Genomic DNA, 18,686 nt, shown 5'->3' with positions numbered 1-18,686 from the left:
GTGTCTAAAGACACAGCCCATTCTGCATCTACACTCCCGCTCGCGCGGCCGGACGTGACGAGCCACGAACGGGAGCGGGTGCTGGAGGTGCTGCGCTCGGGCCGCCTCTCGCGCGGCCCCGCCCTTGAGGCCTTCGAGACCGCAATGGCCGACCGGTGCGGCACCGCCTACGCCGTCGCGGTCAGCAGCGGGACGGCCGCCCTTCACTGCATCGTGTCGGCCCTCGACCTGGCGCCGGGCGCCGAGGTCCTCACGACGCCGTTCAGCTTCGTCGCGTCGAGCAACGTGCTGCTGTACGAGGACCTGCGGCCCCGCTTCGTCGACGTGGCCCCGTCTACCTACGCCCTCGACGTGGACCGCGTGGCGGGGGCCCTCACGCCGCGGACCGAAGCGATTCTCGCGGTGGACGTGTTTGGCGTGCCCGTCGACTGGCCCGCCCTCGCCACCCTCGCCGACGCGCACGACCTTCGGCTCATCGACGATGCCTGCGAGGCAATCGGGGCGTCGGTGCGGGGACGTCCCATCGGGGCGTGGGGGGACGCTGCGTCCTTCGGGTTCTACCCGAACAAGCAGGTCACGACCGGCGAGGGGGGCTGCATCACGACCGACGACGCCGACCTGGCCCGCCGGTGCCGCGCACTCCGCAATCAAGGACGGTCTCAACAATCGTCGGGCCGGATGCGCCACGACCGACTCGGCTACAACTACCGGCTCGACGAGATGTCGGCGGCCCTCGGCTGCGCCCAGCTCGACCGCCTGGACACGCTCCTCGACCGTCGCGCCGCCGTCGCCGCGATGTACGAGGAGGCCCTCGCGCCCCTGGCCGACGGTGTGGCGCGCCCCGAACCGACGGACGACGCCGAGCGAAGCTGGTTCGTGTACGTCGTCCGCCTGCGCGATGACTTCGCCCCCGGTGCCCGCGACCAACTGATGGACCGCCTGCAGGCCCGCGGGATCGGCTGTGCACCGTACTTTCCGCCGATCCACCTGCAGCCCCACTACCGAGACCGATTCGGCTTCGCGCCGGGCGACTTTCCGGTGTGCGAGTCGGTCTCAGCGCGGACGCTGGCCCTGCCCTTCTTCGGAGACATGACCCGCGCGGACGTCGATCGCGTGGCCGAGGCCCTGACCAAGATTCTTCCGACCCTCCCCCGCCAGCCCTGACGCCCATGCCTGCACCGTCCTCTGCATACTCAGTGACCACGCGGATCCTCGACGCCATCGGGGCGGGCCTGCTTCTCATCGGGCTGTCCCCGCTGCTCGGCCTCGTTGCCGTAGGCGTCTGGCTGGACGACGGCCGACCCATTCTGTTCACCCAGACCCGGATCGGCCGCGGCGGCGTCCCGTTTCGGGTGCTCAAATTCCGCACGCTCACGCACGAGCCCGACGACCCCACACGGCCCGCGGCCCACACAACCGGCATCGGACGTGTCCTCCGGCGCTGGGCCCTCGATGAGGTGCCGCAGCTCTGGAACGTTCTGCGCGGCGAGATGAGTCTCGTCGGCCCCCGGCCCACCGTTCCCGATCAGGTCGCGCAGTACGGCCCACGCGAGCGGCGGCGGCTCCAGGTGCGCCCCGGCCTCACCGGCTGGGCCCAGATCCACGGCCGCAACGCCCTCTCGTGGCCCGAGCGCATCGATCTGGACGTGTGGTACACGCGGAACCGCGGCCTCCTGCTCGACCTGCGGATTCTGCTCCACACGCCTCTCATTTTGATTCGGGGGGTGGGCGTGTACGGGGTTGACGCGAAGAATCCTTCGTTCCCTTCTGGCTCTCAGTTGCATGTCTGATCCTGTTCCCCTCCTCCTCGTCGGCGCGGGTGGATTCGGACGCGAGGTGGCCGCGCTCGTGGAGGACCTGAACCACCAGGCCCCAACATGGAACCTGTGCGGCTTCGTCGACGACAACACGGCGCTCCACGACACCACCGTCATGGGCATCCCGGTTCGGGGCAGCGTCGACTGGCTCGTCCGCCAGACCGACTTCTCCGTTTCCCCTACCATCGGAAACGGAGCGGCTCGCCGGTCCGTGGCCGACCGCCTCGCCACCGCCGATCTCCAGCCTGCGACGCTCGTCCACCCGGCGGTTTCGGTGCACCGCACTGTCACCCTTGGGCCGGGCGCCATTCTCTGCCAGGGGGCCGCCCCGACCGTGGACGTTCAAATTGGCCCCTACACGGTTCTTGACCAGCACTGCACTGTGGGCCACGACGCCGTGCTCGATGCCTTTGTCTCGCTTCGCCCTGGGGCCCGGGTTTCCGGATCGGCGCATTTAAAGCAGGAGGTCACTGTGGGCGCGGGGGCGGTTGTGCTGCCCAATGTGACGATCGGCGCCGGCACGACAGTGGGGGCCGGGGCGGTCGTCACCAACGACCTCCCTCCCAACTGTACCGCCGTCGGGAGGCCCGCTCGTCCCCAATAGGCTTGCTCCTATGCACATCGCCGTTTTCCTCCAGCACTACCACACGCCGGACTGCCCAACGGCGGGGCGGCCCTACGCACTGGTGGAGCGGCTGGGGCGGGACCACGAGGTAACCGTGATCACGACACGGGCCTGGGAGGACACGCGGACGGCCCACCGGTTTCCGTGGGCGCCCTCGGGCGTTGACCTTGTGCGGTTCGACGTGCCCTACGCCAACACAATGTCGGCCCCGAGACGACTGGGCGCGTTCCTGCACTATGCCGCCCGGGCCGTCCGGAATGGCCTACAGATGTCCCGACCGGACGTAATTCTCGGGTCCTCGACGCCCCTCACCGCGGCCGCCGCCGCGGGCCTCGTGGCCCGGACACGCGGCGTCCCGTGGATTTTTGAGGTGCGCGACCTCTGGCCCGCCTTTCCCATTCAGATGGGCGCGGTGCCGGACGTCGGCCTGCACGGGCTGCTGCGGTGGGGGGAATCGAGACTGTACCAGAGCGCGGCGCACGTCGTGACGGTGTCCCCGGACATGGAGCGACACGTTCGCGTCCGGGCACCCAACGCGCCGGCGACGACATTGGCGTACGGGGCCGACCCGACGGTTCTCGAGACGGTCGGCGAGGAGGCACGCCGAAGCCTGACGGAGCACCTCTCCCCAGAACGACGCTTCTTGGTGCTTTACGCCGGCACATTTGGCCGCGCCAATGCCATTCCGACACTGCTCGACGCGGCCCGCCGCCTCGTCGACGCCCGCTCGGACGTGCTCGTGGCCCTGACCGGGCGGGGCCACCACGCCCCGCTGGTGGAACAGGCCGCCCGTCGGCACGACGCCATCCGCCGCCTTCCGCCCCTTCCCTATCCCGACACCCTCGCACTGTTCGAGCGCGCCGACCTCTCGCTCGTCCCCTTCCTCGATCGCCCCGTATTGGCCGCCAACGCGCCCAGTAAATTTTTCGACAGCCTCGCCGTCGGGACGCCTGTCGTGGTGACGAACCCCGGGTGGACACGACGGTTTGTGGAGCGGCACGGGTGCGGGTGGTTCGTCCCGCCCGAGTCCCCCGAAGCCCTCGCCAACCGCGTTCGAACCGTCCTGACGTCTCCCGCCGATGCTCGCACCCGGGCCGTACACAATGCCCGCGACGCGGCCCGGCGGCACTTCGATCGGGACGTAATGCTCGATCGGTACACCGCCCTGGTAGAGGACGTCGCCGAGGGACCACCAAGCCGGGAGTAGCCTCACCCCAACGACCAGATTGGATTCCAGAACTAAACGACCAGATTGGATTCCAGAACTACCGGTGCTTGCGCGTTTGATGTTCTCTTTCGACCCGGACATAGAGCACACCACAGGCGGAACGTGGCTCCGCGGTTGGGGGCCGCTCCTGCTGGCCCTTCCGGATGCGCTGCTCCTGTGCGGGGGCCTACTTCTCGGCTATACCGTTCACTTTGGAGGCGCGGTGTTCTCACACGCAGCCGAATGGGACATGGCCTCCCTTCTCATTCTGGGCGCATACGGAACTGCGCTGGCCGCGAGCGGCACCTACTGCCGCTCGCCCCGACGGATGAACGTGTCGGACCTGTTGCGCCTGGGGGCGTGGCTCGTCGGCGCGTGGAGCGGTACGGTTGCACTGACCTACGCGGTCGACCCGGCCGCCATGCCGCCCCGACGCGTCCTCACAGTGCTGGGCGTCGTCGCCCTCATCGGCATTCCGGGCGTCCGGGTGGGGGTACGGGGCCTTCTCGCCATGCAGTCCGCTCCATCCGTTGGTCCGGATCCCGACGTGTCGCCCCCGAGCGTGTGCCTGAACGACCTCGTGCCCCGCGAACCGGTGGCCGTGGACCGGGCTGCCCTGCACACCGTGCTGTCCGACCGCACGGTGCTCGTCACGGGGGCGGGCGGCGCCATCGGATCGGAGCTGAGCCAGCAGCTGCTGGCCCTGGAGCCGCTCCGAATCGTGCTCGTGGACATGAGCGAGCGCAATCTCTACCGGCTTGAGCAGACCCTGCGGGCCGACGGCTACCGCGGCGACCTGGAGGTGTGCGTCGCCGACGTGCGCGACGCCCCCTTGGTAGACAGTCTTCTTGCCCGCCACCAGCCCGACGTGGTGATCCATACGGCGGCCTACAAGCACGTCCCCCTCATGGAGCGTCATCCCACCGAGGCATTCCGCAACAACACGCAGGCCTCCGTCCAGCTCCTGCAGCTCTGCGAGCAGCACGCGGTGGACCGGTTTGTGTTTGTGTCAACCGACAAGGCCGTCCACCCATCCAGCGTCCTCGGGACGACCAACCAACTGGCCGAGTGGTACGTGCGCACAGGACCGGATTCGACGCAGTGTACGACGGTACGCTTCGGAAACGTCTTCGGAACGGACGGGGGCGTCGTGCCCCGGTTCGAAGAGAAGCTTGCCGCGGGCGAGCCGCTCCCCGTCACGCACCCGGACATGGAGCGCTACTTCATGAGCCCGGAGGAGGCCTGCGGGCTCGTCCTACACACCCTCCTCCTCGACGCCTTCCCGACCTACAGTTTTCGCATGGGCGACCCCATTCGGATTCAGTGGCTGGCCGAGCGCCTCATCCGACGCCGGTACCCGCACGTCGCCCCCGAGACGATGATCACGTACGTGGGGCGGCGCCCCGGCGAAAAACTCAGCGAGCGGCTCGTACGGGACGACGAAACGATGCGCGACACCGAGCACCCGAACATCCTCGGCCTGGACGGGCCGGTGCCGCACACGCGTGCCGTGCTCAACGCGCACCTCCAGCGGCTGCGGTCGGTGGCGGCACGCGAGCCGCCGGCCCGGCTGCGACATCTGCTCTTGAAAACGAACCCCGGCATCCAGCCCCGGACGAACGGCGCCCGGTCGTCCCCTCTCAAATCGTAGATGCCACGCGTACTGCCTCATAACGTCGCCCGACCCATGTCTTTCGCTCCCTCGACCCGAGAGACCACTGCGTCATGGGCGCCTTCTCTTCTCTCGAGCCTCCGTGTGAAGCGATATCACCGGAGGGACTCAGAACGGTCAAGGATTCCGGGTTCGTTGAGATGCGGCCGAACAATATCGATTTGATTACGATCTGCCGGAACCATGCTTTCGCGACGGCGGGTTCTGAAAAGCGTTGTTGTCACTTCTGGAACCTGTTCACCTCACCGTGATCCCCGATTTTCTGCTGCCTGAGTGGGTGCCGAACGCACATCCTCTCATTGTGCACTTCCCCATTGCCCTTATTTTTGTTTCCATTGCCGCCGACGCACTCGCCCTGTGGCTTGGGGAGCGATGGGAGACGGGCCAGGAGGTAGCAACGGGGCTCTACGCAGCGACGGGGCTGAGCGCGATCGCGAGCTACTACAGCGGCACCTGGGCAATCGACACGGTTCCGATCGTGACGCCCGGCGCCGCCCAGACCCTGTCGACGCACTCATTCTGGGCGTGGTACACAATGGTGTCGACGAGCGGATACGCCCTCCTTCGGACCGCCGGGCTCTTCATCCCCTGGGTCCGAGCTCGGCGCTCCGCCCACGTCGTCCTGTTCCTTCTTGGACTGGGGACCCTGGTGCCGATGCACGAGACCGGAGAGAACGGAGGGGCCATGGTGTACAAGCGCGGCGTTGGCGTCACGCGCACTCAGGAAGTGCCGTCCACGTCCTCTCCAGCCGCGGACTCCACACAGCGAGACACCACGGCGCAAGCCTCCGAGTCCGCTGCAGGCTCGTCTTCCTCCGACGCCGAGAGTCCGTAGCACCCTCGATGCCCGTGGGTCGGAGGGGAGCGTGGGCCCAGGGCACTCCTAAAAGGCAGCGAGGTCGCGGGCCGCTTCCAGAATGCCCTCGTCGCTCGGGAGCACGCTCCGCTCGAGGGAGTGGGCGAACGGAATGGGCGTAAACTCGCCCGCGACGCGGCGAACAGGGGCGTCGAGGTGCGTGAACGCGTCGTCGGCAATCTGGGCGCAGAGCTCGGCCCCAAAGCCGATGAACTCGTGATCCTCGTAGACGACGAGCGCACGGTTTGTCTTCCGGACCGACTCCAGGACCGTTTCCGAGTCGAGCGGCACGATGGTGCGCAGGTCCACGACTTCCACGTCCACGCCCTCCTGCTCCAGCTCCTGCGCCGCGTTGAGCGACTTCGGGGTCATCATGCCGTAGGTGACGATCGTCATGTCCGACCCCTCGCGGGCAATGCGCGCCTCGCCGAAGGGAAGGGTGTAATCCTCCGGCGGCGTGGGGGTGCGGGCCGACGCGGCCCGGTAGAGCGCCTTGTGCTCCAGGAAGAGCACCGGGTCCTCCGAGCGGATGGCGGTGGCGAGAAGTCCCTTCGCGTCGGCGGCCGTGGAGGGGAGGGCCACCTTCAGGCCGGGCGTGTGGCCGAAGATGGACTCGACGTTCTGCGAGTGGCAAAGGCCACCGTGGATGTAACCCCCACAAGGCACGCGAACGACCATGGGGCAGCCCCACTCCCCGTCCGAGCGGTAGCGGAAGGGCGCCACCTGGTTGCGCAGCTGCTGCATCGCCGGCCAGATGTAGTCGGCAAACTGGATTTCGACGACCGGCGTGAAGCCGCTCGCGGCGTACCCCACCGCGGTGCCGATAATGGACCCCTCGGCCAGCGGCGAGTTGAAGCAGCGATCCCCGCCAAATTCGTCGGTGAGGTTTTTGGTTGCGGTAAAGACGCCGCCCTTGTCGCCCGCCACGTCCTCGCCGTAGACGATGACCGACTCGTCACGCGCCATCTCTTCTTTGAGCGTGCGGTTGATGGCGTCGACCATCACCATCGGCTCGGCGTCTTCGTCGAGGTCGTCTTCGGAATTGTAATCGAGGTCGAGGTCGCCCTCGAAGAAGACGTGATCGTTGGCGGTCTCGGGGGACGGGTCGTCCTGCTGTTTCGCCCACTCGGTCGCCTCGTCGACCTCCTCGTGGACCTCGTCTTGCAGGGCCTCCGCGTCCTCCGCTGTCAGGATGCCCTCGTCGATGAGGGCCGCCTCCAGGCGGTCAATAGGGTCAATTTTGCGGTCGGCCTCCAACTCGTCGGGCGTGCGGTACTTGGTGTGGTCGTCGGAGGAGGAGTGAGGCAGCAGGCGCACCACGTCGGCCACGAGGCAGACCGGCCCCTTGCCGTCACGGATGTGCTGGATGGCGGCCTGTGCGGCAGAGGCACTGGCAAAGAAGTCCGTTCCGTCCACCCGCATCCGGCTGAGTCCCTCGTAGCCCGCAGCCAGCTTGTACGGGGTGCCGCCCGCGGTCTGCTCCTCGATGGGGACGCTGATGGCGTACTTGTTGTCCTGTACCAGGAACAGGGCGGGCGCCTGCTCCCGGGCCGCCCAGTTGAGGGCCTCGTGGAAGTCGCCCTGTGAGGTGGCGCCGTCGCCGCACGAGATGTACACGTAGTTGTCCTCCCCGCGCTGCTGGATGCCAAACCCGAATCCGACCCCAGGATTGAACTGTGCCCCGACCGAGGAAGCCGTCGTCATCACGTTGAGGTGCTTTAGGCCGAAGTGCTCCGGCATCTGGCGCCCCCCTGAGTTCGGATCGTCGGCCTTCGCGAGGTGGGCGAGCAGGGCCTCCTTCGTCGTCATCCCGAGGGAGAGCGCCATGCACAGGTCTCGGTAGTAGAAGCAGAACCAGTCGTAGCCGGGGCCCTCTCCGGGTCGTGAGTAGCGGCTGATGGCCGACTGCATGGCCTCGTGCCCGGCACACCCGATGTGAAAGTGCCCCTTGCCCTGCTTGAGCAGCGTCATCATTTTCTCGTCGAGCCGCCGCGAGAGCATCATCGTGCGGAGCCGCTGCCGCAAGTCATCGGGCTCGAAGTCCGCGGGGGACAGCTCGTCGACCTCGATCGACCCGTCCGAGGTGATGGACGGGATCTGGGGAATGGCCGCGTGGCCGTCGCCGTGCATGAGGTTCTCGGCCGGAATCTCTTCGGCGGCCGTCTTCACAGCCTCCTCCGCGTCGGGAGATGCGGACGGGGGGCCGTCCGACGACGCATTCGTCTGGGTGTCAAGGTCCGAGTCGTTCGTATCTTGCATCTCGGGTGTAGCCATTGGTCGAAGCCAGCTAGATAAGTCGACACGGCATCGAGCGCCAAAGGATCCCCTCGCTCATTCGCACATCGACCGTCCCCGCACGTGCTTTTTTTCAGACGCCGTCACGTCTATGAGGGTGGTCGTTGCGTCAGTCAGCCTTTTGAAAGCGCTTCCGAAAGGTCTGTTCTCCAAAAAGTAAACGGCTGAACGACTGACACCCCCATCATACAAAATTCTCTGGACTCCAAAAAGGATCTCCCACAAAGACCTGGCAAGAACGTGGGGCGACGAGGCAGGGGCGACCGGAGGCTGCACGACGGGCTACGCCTCAATGGCCTCCGGCTCGGGCTCAGGCTCGTAGGGAAGTTCAAACCAGAAGCGGGTCCCTCGTCCCTTGGTGCTCTCAACGTGGATGTCTTCACCGTGGGCCTGGAGGATCTGCTTGACGATGCTGAGCCCGAGCCCGGTCCCGCCACTCTCGCGGGAGCGGTCCGGGTCCACCCGGTAGAAGCGTTCGAAGATGCGATCGAGGTGATCTTCGTCGATGCCCTGTCCCGTATCCACGACCTCTACGCGGACTTTGTCGAGGCGTCGCTGCACCCGGCACCGCACCGATCCGCTGCCCGTGTACGCGATGCCGTTCTCAATGAGGTTGGTCAGCACCTGGCGGACGCGGGAGCGATCGGCGTGGACGAAAAAGCGCGATACGTCGGCCTCGAGGTCGAGGCCTTTTTCCTCGGCCTTGGGCCGCAGCATCTCGGCCACCTCGTCGACTAGGTCCTTCAGGTCGAACGCCGACCGATTGATGAGGTCCTCCTTGTATTCGAGCCGGGCAATGTCGATGAGGTCGTTGAAGAGGTTCTGGAGGCGATTCAGGTTGGTGAGGGCCTTCTCGGAGTACATCTTCCGCTGCTCGTCGTCGAGCCCGGACGTCCCGAGGGCCTCCAAGTACCCGCTAATGGAAAAGATGGGGTTGCGGACCTCGTGGGAGACGTTGCCGATGAACTCGCTCTGCAGCCGGGTCATGCGCTCCAGCTCCTCAATCTTCTCCCGGAACGTGTCGGAGGCCCGATTGAGGCTCTCGGCGAGGTCCTGAAACTCCGCCGCGCGGGACTCGACCTGGATTTTGCCGGTCAGCTTCCCATCGGCCACCCGGCGGGCCGTTTTGCTGATGTGCGTAAGGGGGGTGGTGATCTGGTAAGCCGCGATGAAGCTCCCGATGAGGGCCAGCATGAGCGCCAGAATCATACCCAGTACGAGCACGACCTGGGAGCGTTGGGCAAGCCAGTACAGCGGCGGGGGCGGCTGGCCCACCTGCACGACTAAGTCAGAGGATGGGCGGTAGAGGGCCGCCAGGAAGAACTGCTGGCCGTCCTCAGGCTCATACCGGGCAAACCGGACCGTCTCGTCCGCCATGTCCTGGAGGGCCGACGCCTCGACCAGCGTATCGGCCGGGAAGGGATAGGCCGTCCGGGGGGACGGGCGGTAGGTTGTATCGGGGGTGACGAGGGTAACGTGCAGGTCTCGCAGCTCCGTCAGGTTGTCCACGATGCGCCCACGCCGCACCGGATCCGGCTCCTGCTCCACCTGCACCGCAATCCGGTCGGCCTGCTCACGGAGCGTCTCCTGCATGGCCGTCCGCATCTCTCCGCGGAGGACCAGCACCACGTAGAGCCCCACGCCTACGACAGCCGTGCCCACGAACAGGGCGAACGTCAAGACCATCCAGGTCTGCGTCGAGGCCCGGCGGGGCAGGAGCGCGTCTCGAATTGACCGAACGAAAGACATACGGCGCAAGAGAGAGACAACTCCCGCAAATCAACACGGAGTGCGGTGGGGTTATGCTTCGGCCGACTCCTCCTCCTGTACGAATCGGTACCCAACGCCCCGAACTGTCTGGATGTGCTGGGCGAATTCGCCAAGCTTCTCGCGCAGGTTCTTGATGTGTGCGTCCACGGTTCGCTCGGTCACCATCATCGCGTCCTTCCAGATGGTTTCCAGCAGCTGCTGGCGGGTAAAGGCCTTGCGCGGGTGACGCACCAGGTAGCGAAGAAGCTCAAACTCCGTCAGGGTCAGGCCAAGATCCTCCCCGTTCAACTCCGCACGGTACTCGTCCTCGTAAATCTTGAGGCCATCCACCTCGAGGATGCTGCTCTCCTCTACCCCGGAGCGTCGCAGCACAGCCTTTACGTGCGCCACGAGCACCTGCGGCGAGACGGGCTTGGTGAGATAATCGTCGCCCCCGAGCATGAGGCCCTCAATCTGGTCTTCCTCTTCGGTCTTCGCACTCAGAAAGACAATGGGAATCTCCTCGGTCTCGACACGGTCTCGGAGCTCTCTGCATACCTCGTAGCCGTCTACGCCCGGAAGCATGATGTCCAGGACGATCAAGTCGATTTTTCCCGAGGCCGTTTCGAGGGCTTCCTCTCCGTCGAACGCCGTGTGAACAGTGTACCCTTCTTCCTCAAGAAAGTGACCTACAACTTCGACGACATCTTTCTCGTCGTCAACAACGAGGACATCGATGTCACTGGGGTCGGCAGTAATAGGCATTGGTTACAAGTAGATTAATGAGTAGAAATAAAGCTCTACAGATCGTTCTGATCGCGGATCGGTGAAGAATGGTTCATTCGCCACCTTACATCCTATGCGACAGCCATAGGACGGGATGCAGCATCCGCATCGTGACTGCCGACTCAATTGTAAAGATTTCGTGTATCGTTCATCCGCCTGGCGGGGCGGTCCGTGCCGGAGAGGACAATGCCGGGGCTTCGTCCTCGCAATTTACGTGCCGCCGGGGCACGCGGGGAGACACCCCGCACAGAATCTCGTACGGGATGGTGTCGCTCCACTGGGCCACGTCATAGACAGTGGGGCCGGCGGGGCCAAACAAGACGGCGTCATCGCCCCGGTCGACACGCGTGGCCGGGGCCTCGTCCGGCGGGCCAAGGTCGACCATACACATGTCCATGCAGATGGTGCCCACGATGGGACACAGGGCGCCCCCGATCCGCACGGAGGCGTGGCCGGAGCACCGGCGCGGATAGCCGTCGCCGTATCCGACTCCCAACGTCGCAATGCGGGTTCGACGGGGGGCCTCCCATGTCGCCCCGTACGAGATCGGCGTGCCGGCCGGGACCGTCTTGAGGTGGGTGACCCGGGCCGTGAGCCGCATGGCCGGGCGCAGGTCGAGACGGGCGCTCAGCTCCGGGGTCGCCGCCAACCCGTACAGCGCAATGCCGCTCCGCACGAGGGACGCGTCGAATTCGTAGGTGGGCGTCCCGATTGTGAGAAGTCCTCCTGTGTTGGCTGCGTGCACGTGCTCGACGTCCACGTCGACCGCGTCCACCACCTCCCGAAAGCGATCGAGTTGGGTCTTCGCAAACGAACTTCCGGGGGCATCGGCCGTCGCGAAGTGGGTCCACAGCCCAGCGAGGCGGACGCCCGGCGCGTCGGCCAGGCGCGTCATCACCGCTGGCGCGTCGTCGGGGGCCAGCCCAAGACGTCCCATGCCCGTGTCGACCGTGACGTGAACTCGGAGCGGGGCCGTCGGCGATGCGTGCCGCACGACTGCAGCCGCAATGTCGGCCGAGGGGACGGTCAGGTCGAGATTGTATTCGGCGTACTGCGGCAGTTGCGCTGGGGCCGGGGCCCCAAGGACGAGAATGCGGCCCTTGTGCCCGGCTTCTCGCAGGTGAATGCCTTCGGGCAGCCGGGCCACGCCGTAATGGCGAATCCCTGCCTCGCATGCCGCTCGGGCCACCGGACGCGCCCCATGCCCGTACGCGTCGGCCTTAATGATGGCCATCACGTCGGCCTCCCCCGCCCGCTCCTGCAGGACGCCCGCGTTGTGACGAATGGCCGCCAGGTCCACGGTGGCGGTCACTGGCGCCTCCTCGACTGTGTGTGTCGGCCGATCGATGGCGAAAGGGAAGGACTGCGCGTGAAAATAAACGAGCAAACGCATGATAGGCGTCTGTCTGCACGATGGTTCCCCAAAGTCCCCACCAGTCCCGACGACATAGCAAAGCGGCTCGCCGGGGCCGCTGGCCTCGCAACCCGAGTGCCCTCGACCAGTTGAGACAAGCAACGTTGCAAATTTCCCGCAAGACGAATATGTTCTCGGCGATTGTGCCGGTCGTTTCTCCCCCACCAGTTCACGTTCCTTGATGACTCGCCGCGTCACCCTTTCGCTCGTTGCTCTTCTGGTGCTCTCCGTCCCCACGGGTCCGGCCCAGGGCCAGGACGGCCCCGAGTTCACCCTCGAACGCATCCACGCCTCGACCGCGCTTCGTGCTAGCACCTTTCAGGGCGGAAAATGGGCGGACCAGGGCCCGGTCATCACGTATATCGAGGCCGCCGACTCCGCCGACGCGACGCACCTCATGCGATACAACCTGCGGACGGACGAGCAGACGCGGGTGATCGACGGCACCAACCTGTACGCAGGCGACGTAGACCGGACCGTGCCAATTGAGGACTACACCTTCAGCCAGGCGGGCGACAAGGTGCTGATCTACACGGACTCGGAGGAAGTGTGGCGCGCCAACACGAAGGGCTACTACTACGTCTACGACCTCGACGCGAAGACGCTCACCCCGGTCTCGGATCGCGAAAAGGGGTATCAGATGTTCGCGAAGTTCAACCCCTCGGCCACGAAGGTGGCCTTCGTCCGGAAGCGAAACCTGCACGTCGTGGACCTGGCGACGGGAACGGAGACGGCCCTCACGACGGACGGCAGCGAGGGCAGCATCATCAACGGCACATTCGACTGGGTGTACGAGGAGGAATTCGGGCTGCGCGACGGCTGGCAGTGGAGCCCGGACGGCCGGCGCATCGCGTTCTTCAAGCTCGACGAGTCCGAGACCCGCTCGTTTCCGTTGACGAACAACACCACGCGCTACCCGGAAACCACGGAGTTTCGCTACCCGAAGGCGGGCGAGCAGAACAGCGAAATCAAGATCGGGGTGGTCGACCTCGCGGCGGTCGACACCACCGCCCAGGGCCAGCCGCAGGCGACCCAGTACTTCGACACCAACACGTGGAATGCCGGGGGCCGGACGCACGAGTACCTGGCCCGCATGGGGTGGACCCCCGAGATCGACGGCACGCACCGGGTCTGGATGTATCGCCTCAACCGAAACCAGAATGTCCTCGATCTGCTGTACGGCCATCCCGAGACCGGAGACACGGACCAGGTGCTCCAGGACACGCAGGACACCTACATTGACGTCACGGACGACAAGCTCACCTACCTCGACGGCGGCGAGCACTTCGTCTTCCTGTCGGAACGGACCGGATACAATCACGCCCACCTGTACCGTACCGACGGCACAGAGGTGGGCCCTATCACCGAGGGGAAGTGGGAAGTGACGCAGTTCCATGGCGTGGACGCGGAGGCCTCGACGGCCTACGTCACTGGCACCCGCGACACGTCGTTGGAACGGCATCTCTATACGACCGGCGTGTCGTTCAGCCCGCACGAGGAGGCCCAGCCCGCCCGCAAAGTGACGTCGCGACCGGGCTGGCACTCCATCAACCTGTCCGCGGACCGCGACTACTACATTGACCAGTACTCGGCCGCGGGCACCCCTCCCTCCTGGTCCCTCCACGAGGCGTCCGGCGACCGCCTCACGACTCTTCAGGCCAACGACACCCTCGAAGAGCGCCTCGACAGTCTCGACCTGCCCCCGAAGCAGTTCACGAGCCTCCCCGGGGCCGACGGCACCGCCCTCAACGCATCCATCATCAAGCCCAACGACTTTGACCCCTCGCGGGCGTATCCGGTACTGATGTACGTCTACGGCGGGCCCGGCGTGCAGACGGTAACCGACCAGTGGGGGAGCAGCCGACAACTCTGGCACCAGTACCTGGCCCAGGCCCACGACGTGGTCGTCGTCAGCGTCGACAACCGGGGCACCGGCGGGCGCGGAAAGGCGTTTCAGGACGTGCCGTACCAGCGCCTCGGCCAGCCGGAGTCGGCCGACCAGATTCACGCGGCACAGGCCCTGGCCGACTCCGCGTGGGTGGACGACGCCAACATCGGCATCTGGGGCTGGAGCTACGGCGGATACATGACCCTCATGTCCATGCTGACCGACGAGGGCCCGTCCACGTTCGACACGGGCGTCTCGGTGGCCCCCGTAACCGACTGGCGGCTCTACGATACCATCTACACCGAGCGCTACATGTCGACGCCCGACCGGAACGCAGACGGCTACGAGAACGGGGCCCCGCAGGCCTACGCCGACCGCCTGCACGAAGACCAGAACCTACTGATCGTGCACGGCGACGATGACGACAACGTGCACTTCCAAAACAGCGTCCAGATGGTGAACCAGCTGCAGTCGGCCAATAAGCAGTTCCAGTTCATGATGTACCCGACCCACGAGCACGGCATTGCGGGGGGACGGACGCGACTGCACCTATTCACCATGCTCACCAATCACATCACCGAACACTTGTCCTCGGACGAGCCCGCACAGCACACAGAATAGCCTTCCTCAGACGGAGTCTCCCTCTTCAGGATGACGCCTGCCCTACTGCTCTGCCTTCTCGCCACGGTCGGAATCGGGATGCCCGCCGCGACACAGGCCGCCCCTCCCCCCGACTCGATGGCCCCACCGGACACCTTCGACCTGCAGGGCCACCGGGGGGCCCGCGGCCTCGTCCCCGAGAATACAATCCCGGCGTTCCGTCGGGCGCTGGCGATCGGCGTGACGACGCTGGAGATGGATGTCGTCGTGAGCGCCGACGGGCAGGTCGTCGTGTCGCACGAGCCGTGGATGAACCCCGACATCTGTACGCTCCCGTCCGGGGACCCGGTGCCCGAAGGCAGCGCCCGCGAGCACAACCTCTATCAGCTGTCGTACGCCGAGATCGAGCGCTACGACTGCGGCCGACGGCAACACCCGGACTTTCCCCAACAGGCCTCCCAGCCGGCCGCCAAGCCCCGCCTCCGCGACGTGATTGCGATGGCGGAGGCCTACGCGGCGGAGCACAATCGCCCCCCCGCGTTCTACAACATTGAGATCAAGTCGCGGCCCGAGGGAGACGGGACGTTTCACCCCGAACCAGAGGCCTTCGCACAGCGTGTCCTGAAAGTGGTCCGTGAGCACGGGGTCGCGGCCCGGACCACGATCCAGTCGTTCGACGAGCGGGCGCTCCGGGCGGCCCGGCGCCTGCGCGAAGACCGGGACGCGGACACGGCCGTGCAGTTTTCTCTCTTGGTGGCGGACGGCACGGCGGAGTCCCTCCCCGACCAGATCGACGCCCTCGGCTTTACGCCGGCCATATACAGCCCTGCCTATTCTGCGGTCGACGATGCGCTGCTGCGGGCCGCCCGCGACCGTGGGCTCCAGGTGGTCCCCTGGACCGTGAACGAGCGCGACGCGATGCGCCGCCTGATTCGTCTCGGGGTCGACGGCCTCATCACCGACTACCCGGACGTCGGCGTGGACGTCGTGGAAGCCCTGTCCGCTTCAGACTAACGTCCTTCGGGGCTGCCAACACCGCCCTTCATCGTCAATCCGTTTCTCAACCCTCCTTTCCTCATGGCACGCGATGACACGGACGCGCTCGCGGATCAGCACTATCGGAACTGGAAGGTCCTCGCCCCCCTCGGTCTCTTGGCCACCGGCCTCGGCGCCAGCGGCGTCGGGCAGTCGACCCTCCTCAAGGGCCGTGACGAGCCGACCTGGAAATGGGTGGCCGCCGGCACGGCCAGCCTCGTGGCGCTCAACGCCGGCCTGTGCCTCTTCGGCGACGCCATCAAGCACCGCGCGCTGTACGAGCAGGCGCGAGAGCAGCAGGCCGGGGCCGATGATTCTGAACAGACGGATGCCCTCCGGTGAGGAGGTGACGGAACGAGCCGTCCATCGCAGGGCATCCGGCGTGATCAAAGACACCCGTCGTTGATCTTGCCTTCGTTCGCCCGCACCGGTATGCTGGTAACGCTCCCCACCGTGTACGGCGCCCGCACATGCCCCGACCGTCGCCCGGGGCGGACCCAGTGCACAATCACTGCTTCTCTGATCATGCAGCCCCCATCGCCTTGAGCCTGACTGTAGTCGCGAATCGTGTTCCCATTCGGCAGACCGACGACGGCTGGGAAACGTCGGTGGGCGGCCTCACCACTGCCCTTCTTCCCGTGCTCGAAGAGGAAGGGGGCATGTGGGTGGGCATGGGCGAAGACCCAGACCTGCCCGAGCGCCAGGAGTACCCGTCCGACGACCCTGACTTCCTCGTGCGGCGCGTGCCCCTGAGTTCGAAGGAGCTTGAGGGGTACTACTACGGCATGGCCAACCAGATTCTCTGGCCCCTCTCCCACTACCTCATTCAACACCTCAACCTGGACGACGCGTTCATCGAGACGTACCGCCAAGTGAATGAGCGCTTCGCCGAGGCCGTCCTCTCAGAAACCGAGAAGGGCGACGAGGACGTCATCTGGATCCAGGATTACCACCAGATGCTGTCGCCCAACCTCATCCGGCAGGAACGCCCGGAGGCCACGATCGGGCACTTCTGGCACATTCCGTGGCCCGCCATGGAGATCTTCCGGATCCTGCCGTGGTCGCGCGAGCTGCTGCGCGGCATGCTGGGGTGTGACCTCATCGGGTTCCACGTGCAGGAGTACGTCGACAACTTCATTGAGAGTGCCGAGGTGCTGCTCGACGCCGAGGTGGACGGCCACCGCGTCCGGTACGACGGGCAAGAGACCCGGGTGGAGGCCCACCCCATCGGAATCGACGTGGACCGCTTCAAGGAGATGTCCCAAGACGAGTCCATCGAGCAGGACGCCCGGAAATTTCGCGAGCGCCTCGGCTCCGACCACATCGTCATTGGCATCGACCGGCTCGACTACACGAAAGGCATTCGGTCGCGCATGCTGGCCTTCGAGAAGTTTTTGGAGGAGAACCCCGCGTATCACGGCAACGTGAGCTTCTTTCAGATCGCCACCCCGAGCCGTACGGAGCTGGAGTCGTACCAGCAGATCCGGCGTGAGGTGGACGAGGTGGTGGGCCGCATCAATGGCCGCTTCGCCCAGGAGAACTGGGTGCCCGTCAACTACCGCTACCGGACGTACACGCAGTACGAGCTGTGCGCCTTCTACCGGGCGGCCGACGCGGCGCTGATTACGCCCCTCCGCGACGGCATGAACGTGGTCACCCAGGAGTTCGTCACCGCCTCGCAGGACGGCGTGCTCATCCTCTCGGAGCTCACCGGGGCCGCCTACCTGCTGCCCGAGGCCGTGCAGGTCAACCCCTACGACCACGGCGGCGTGGCCGATGCCATCCGCACCGCCCTCGAAATGCCGACCGGCGAGCGCGAAGAGCGGCTCGCCGGGCTCAAGGACACCATCGAAACCCTCGACGTCCACAACTGGGCTGGAAACTTCCTCAGCTCCATTCAGCGCGAGGCATGAGGAATGATGCGGGCGCAGTGGCAACAGACGTGGGTCGTGGACAACACCCCTCACGCAACACGGGTCGCGACCCGGAAAGGACACGAGCAGACGAGACGCACCATCCCCGCAGTCCAATGCCTCCTGTTGTCGAACATCCGCTTTTCTTCCTTGACTACGACGGGACACTTGCCCCCATCGTGGACGACCCGGACGCGGCGGTGCCCCACCCCGAGGCCCCGAACCTGCTCCGGAAACTCGACGCGCAGTTCCCCCTCTGGATCGTGACGGGGCGCGATCTGCAGGCCCTCTCCTCATTTCTCGATCGCCCGTACTCGGCAATTGGGCTGCACGGGGCGCAAGAGGGCGTCGTGGGCCGCGACGCCCGCAGCCTCATGTCGGACGCCGCCGCCGAGGCCCTCCGTCGCCTCCGCGAGTCCGTGCCGGCGGTCGACGGGCTCCGGATCGAGGACAAGGACCGTTCCTTCGCGGTCCACTACCGCGCGGTGGCGGACGAGCAGGACGCACGGGCGCACCTCCGGGACTGGCTCGCCAACCTGCCGGAGGTTCTCGACGCCATCTGGGGCAAAAAGGTGGTGGAGCTCCGCCCGGACGGATTGACGAAGGGCACCGCCGTGCGTCGCATCGCGGACCAGCACCCCGATCACGTGCCCGTCTACCTGGGCGACGACGTGACGGACGAGGACGCATTCGCGGCGCTCCAGGACATGGACCGGAACGCCGTCTCCGTGAAGGTCGGCCCCGGCGACACGCGGGCCGATGCCCGACTCGATGGCCCCGACGCCGTCATGGACTACCTGCGTCGGTACGTGTAGGCCGTCGCGCCGAA

15 protein-coding genes are annotated in these 18,686 nt (G+C 66.2%); 11 read left to right on the top strand and 4 right to left on the bottom strand.

Annotation, left to right across the window (positions count from 1 at the left end):
* From OJB03_RS02580 to OJB03_RS02555, 6 genes are all read left to right on the top strand, one after another.
* Positions 1-1,164: a DegT/DnrJ/EryC1/StrS family aminotransferase gene (locus OJB03_RS02580; protein WP_263784962.1), complete on the top strand. Its 1,164-nt coding sequence runs from the start codon at positions 1-3 to the stop codon at positions 1,162-1,164.
* Positions 1,165-1,169: 5 nt separating this feature from the next.
* Positions 1,170-1,790, top strand: coding sequence for a sugar transferase (locus tag OJB03_RS02575; RefSeq protein ID WP_263784960.1), 621 nt, complete (start codon positions 1,170-1,172; stop codon positions 1,788-1,790).
* Complete coding sequence (locus OJB03_RS02570) at positions 1,783-2,421, top strand: acetyltransferase (RefSeq protein WP_263784959.1); 639 nt, start codon at positions 1,783-1,785, stop codon at positions 2,419-2,421. The genes OJB03_RS02575 and OJB03_RS02570 overlap by 8 nt, the downstream gene beginning before the upstream one ends.
* A gap of 10 nt (positions 2,422-2,431) precedes the next feature.
* Complete coding sequence (locus tag OJB03_RS02565; RefSeq protein ID WP_263784957.1) at positions 2,432-3,649, top strand: glycosyltransferase family 4 protein; 1,218 nt, start codon at positions 2,432-2,434, stop codon at positions 3,647-3,649.
* 79 nt (positions 3,650-3,728) lie between these two features.
* Positions 3,729-5,300 carry a polysaccharide biosynthesis protein gene (locus tag OJB03_RS02560; RefSeq protein ID WP_263784954.1) on the top strand — a complete coding sequence of 524 codons (1,572 nt, stop codon included), beginning with the start codon at positions 3,729-3,731 and terminating at the stop codon, positions 5,298-5,300.
* A gap of 268 nt (positions 5,301-5,568) precedes the next feature.
* On the top strand, positions 5,569-6,156 hold the full coding sequence (locus tag OJB03_RS02555) for a DUF2231 domain-containing protein (RefSeq protein ID WP_263784952.1): 588 nt from the start codon (positions 5,569-5,571) through the stop codon (positions 6,154-6,156).
* Positions 6,157-6,204: 48 nt separating this feature from the next.
* On the opposite strand, the gene OJB03_RS02550 is transcribed toward OJB03_RS02555, so the two are convergent.
* The 4 genes from OJB03_RS02550 to alr form a co-directional block, all read right to left on the bottom strand.
* The gene (locus tag OJB03_RS02550) at positions 6,205-8,436 is read right to left on the bottom strand and encodes an alpha-ketoacid dehydrogenase subunit alpha/beta (protein WP_263784950.1); all 2,232 of its coding nucleotides are present in this window, start codon (positions 8,434-8,436) and stop codon (positions 6,205-6,207) included.
* Between the two features lie 318 nt (positions 8,437-8,754).
* A complete protein-coding gene (locus OJB03_RS02545; protein ID WP_263784948.1) occupies positions 8,755-10,221 on the bottom strand; it encodes a sensor histidine kinase in 1,467 nt (488 codons plus the stop codon).
* A gap of 51 nt (positions 10,222-10,272) precedes the next feature.
* The gene (locus OJB03_RS02540; protein WP_263784947.1) at positions 10,273-10,986 is read right to left on the bottom strand and encodes a response regulator transcription factor; all 714 of its coding nucleotides are present in this window, start codon (positions 10,984-10,986) and stop codon (positions 10,273-10,275) included.
* 169 nt (positions 10,987-11,155) lie between these two features.
* A complete protein-coding gene (gene alr / locus OJB03_RS02535; protein WP_263784945.1) occupies positions 11,156-12,400 on the bottom strand; it encodes an alanine racemase in 1,245 nt (414 codons plus the stop codon).
* Positions 12,401-12,602: 202 nt separating this feature from the next.
* Between alr and OJB03_RS02530 the strand changes: the two genes are divergently transcribed.
* The 5 genes from OJB03_RS02530 to otsB all read left to right on the top strand — a co-directional run bounded on the left by OJB03_RS02530 (position 12,603) and on the right by otsB (position 18,672).
* Positions 12,603-14,930, top strand: a complete 2,328-nt coding sequence (locus tag OJB03_RS02530) for a S9 family peptidase (RefSeq protein WP_263784944.1) — start codon at positions 12,603-12,605, stop codon at positions 14,928-14,930.
* A gap of 30 nt (positions 14,931-14,960) precedes the next feature.
* The gene (locus OJB03_RS02525; protein WP_263784942.1) at positions 14,961-15,923 is read left to right on the top strand and encodes a glycerophosphodiester phosphodiesterase family protein; all 963 of its coding nucleotides are present in this window, start codon (positions 14,961-14,963) and stop codon (positions 15,921-15,923) included.
* A gap of 63 nt (positions 15,924-15,986) precedes the next feature.
* Positions 15,987-16,286, top strand: coding sequence for a hypothetical protein (locus OJB03_RS02520; RefSeq protein ID WP_263784939.1), 300 nt, complete (start codon positions 15,987-15,989; stop codon positions 16,284-16,286).
* Between the two features lie 200 nt (positions 16,287-16,486).
* Positions 16,487-17,857 carry an alpha,alpha-trehalose-phosphate synthase (UDP-forming) gene (locus OJB03_RS02515; protein WP_263784937.1) on the top strand — a complete coding sequence of 457 codons (1,371 nt, stop codon included), beginning with the start codon at positions 16,487-16,489 and terminating at the stop codon, positions 17,855-17,857.
* A 116-nt stretch (positions 17,858-17,973) separates the two neighbouring features.
* On the top strand, positions 17,974-18,672 hold the full coding sequence (gene otsB / locus OJB03_RS02510) for a trehalose-phosphatase (RefSeq protein ID WP_263784936.1): 699 nt from the start codon (positions 17,974-17,976) through the stop codon (positions 18,670-18,672).
* The last annotated feature ends 14 nt before the right edge of the window (positions 18,673-18,686 follow it).

It is taken from the genome of Salinibacter grassmerensis (assembly GCF_947077765.1).
Classification (GTDB): Bacteria; Bacteroidota; Rhodothermia; order Rhodothermales; family Salinibacteraceae; genus Salinibacter; species Salinibacter grassmerensis.
This window is presented reverse-complemented; position numbering and strand designations above follow the sequence as displayed.